The organism is Sphingomonas sp. 3-13AW, from assembly GCF_049311085.1.
GTDB lineage: Bacteria > Pseudomonadota > Alphaproteobacteria > Sphingomonadales > Sphingomonadaceae > Sphingomonas.
This window is the reverse complement of record NZ_JASNVZ010000051.1, coordinates 1-1,978: the sequence shown is the minus strand read 5'-3', so window position 1 is coordinate 1,978 and position 1,978 is coordinate 1. Positions and strand designations below refer to the sequence as shown.

The 1,978-nt window shown below is 60.6% G+C and carries 2 protein-coding genes; one reads left to right on the top strand and one right to left on the bottom strand.

The features are described from left to right. Positions 1-205 precede the first annotated feature (205 nt). Entirely contained in the window at positions 206-1,120 is a 915-nt protein-coding gene (locus QP045_RS21440; protein WP_422517036.1) for a hypothetical protein, read from the top strand. Between the two features lie 351 nt (positions 1,121-1,471). Here the strand turns inward: QP045_RS21440 and QP045_RS21435 are convergent. After that, positions 1,472-1,978 (bottom strand): copper chaperone PCu(A)C (locus tag QP045_RS21435; RefSeq protein ID WP_422517035.1); only part of this gene is annotated, 507 nt, incomplete at its 5' end.

Genomic DNA, 1,978 nt, shown 5'->3' with positions numbered 1-1,978 from the left:
CCCAGCCTGCCAGCAGTGCGCCAGGCCATCCTTGACCGCCTGTTCCGCTCACCGCCGCACCACTGCCCTCACTGTGGATGCAGCCTCAACAGACCTCCCCACGCTCTTCTGCCAAAGTAGTGCTAGGACCCAGCGATAAATCTATTCGGAGGCCTAGGTGGAAGGAGCTAGCTTGAGTAGGCGGTCGCGCGAAGAAATGCTTACAATGGTTGAGCAGGCCCAGCGCTTACTGAAGGCGCCTAGCGTTGCGACCATCCGGCTACCGGTCACGGACCTTCCTCGTGTCCGATTTCCGCACTTTGCGGCAGTTGGCGCCGAAGTCGAGGAAGCGGCCGAGCGCTGGCGGAAGATGGTGGCGCCAATTACAGCGGTCGGTGAAGAACTGGGCCGTAGGATTGAAGCGATGCAAGCTTCAATGGCGCCATTCTCGGAGCAGCTTCGATGGCTTCAGGAGCAAGAGCGGCAATGTGAGCTGCTGGAAGGGGCGGGGTGGCTTCCACACTGCAGTTCGCCCTTTCACTTCCTAGAAGAAGGCAATCTAGACTTAGTCGAGGTAGATCGAGAAGTCGGGGATTTTTACGAGTCCAACTGGGGTCGTATAAGCGCTGACCTGGGATCTGACATAGAAGCTTGCGACCTCGACCAAGAGGCGAAGGATTGCTTCGGGGAGGCTCTTTCGGCTCACGGTGCAGGATACTACCGCTGCGCACCCCGCCTTCTATATCCAGAAATCGAGCGTGTTGCGCGTGTTGAGATACACGGTGGTGCGCTCGATAAAATGGCGAGTCAGAACCGCTTGGTTGCGGCAATTGGAGGACTGACACCAGCAGAGATGTCATCCACAGGTGTGACAGGGTTGAGGTTCTACAAGAAACTTACTGAGCATCTGTACCTGCACCTCAAAGACGCGGGCCGTGTTGCTGCTGCTGGCGCAGACCCTATTCCTAATCGGCATGCCGCTGTGCATGGACTAGTGTCGTACACGTCGCAGAAGAGCAGTATCAACGCAATTTTAGTCGCCGACTATCTTCTTCAGGCGATTTCTGTTATCAAGAGATTCGAGCGGCGTGGTGCCGATATTGTTTCGAACAACATATGTGATCCGGATTCTAGAGCCTGATAGTGGACTTTGATTTGATATGGCTCTTATTACCACTGAAGGGAAGATACTCCGTAACTTGCCGCCAGGCAAACTTAAGACGGTCGAACTGCTAGTCCACAAAAGCTAGGAGTATGCCGTGCAAGTCCTGGATGGATAGGGGCCGAAGATAGGGCGATGCATGACGACGGATGAAGAGGGTGGCATCCAGTAGCGCCCCGGCGCTGTTAAAGAAACATGCCCCACCGTCTCGCTGGATCACCTGAAGCCGAAAGCGCCTTTTAGCCCGGTCTCACGCGCTTGTAGGGTCCAGAAGATCGACTTGAGCAGAAGCTCGGTCGCAATTTGGGCCCTCACGTGCGGGTGCCTTTGTCATTCCTCCATCCCCGCATCCCCAGCCGCGACCGCCTTCGCTTCCGCCAGCACGCTCGTGCCGTCGGCGAATTGCAGGCGGAGGGGGACGGCGCCGCCGGGGACGATGCTCGCGTCGAAATCATAGAGCATCAGGTGGTAGCCGCCGGGGGCGAGCTTTACCGTCTGGCCGGCGGGGAGCGGCAGCGCCTTGATCGGGCGCATGGTGGTGGCGCCGGACATGGACGGCATGCCGTGGGCGGCTGGCTTGGTGGCGGCGGGCCCGGTGGTGGCGGGATCGGCGGTGTGGGGGGCGGTGCCCGCGTGCCCGGCTGCGCCCATCTTCATGCTCTCGTGCAGCTCGGTGCGGGCGGCGCGGGGGGTGGTGATCGCGACCAGCGTCGCGTCCTTCCTGCCCCCCACCAGCGTCATATAGCCGGCCGCCGGGCGGCCGGGGACGGCGGGGAGGCGGATCCAGGCCTTTTGCGCCTGCGGCTCGGCCGGGGGCTGGGGCTGACAGGCGGCGAC

What these genes read in the sequence shown, in the direction of transcription:
- QP045_RS21440 (WP_422517036.1), top strand. Translation starts at nt 206, where the DNA reads ATGGTTGAGCAGGCCCAGCGCTTACTGAAGGCGCCTAGCGTTGCGACC.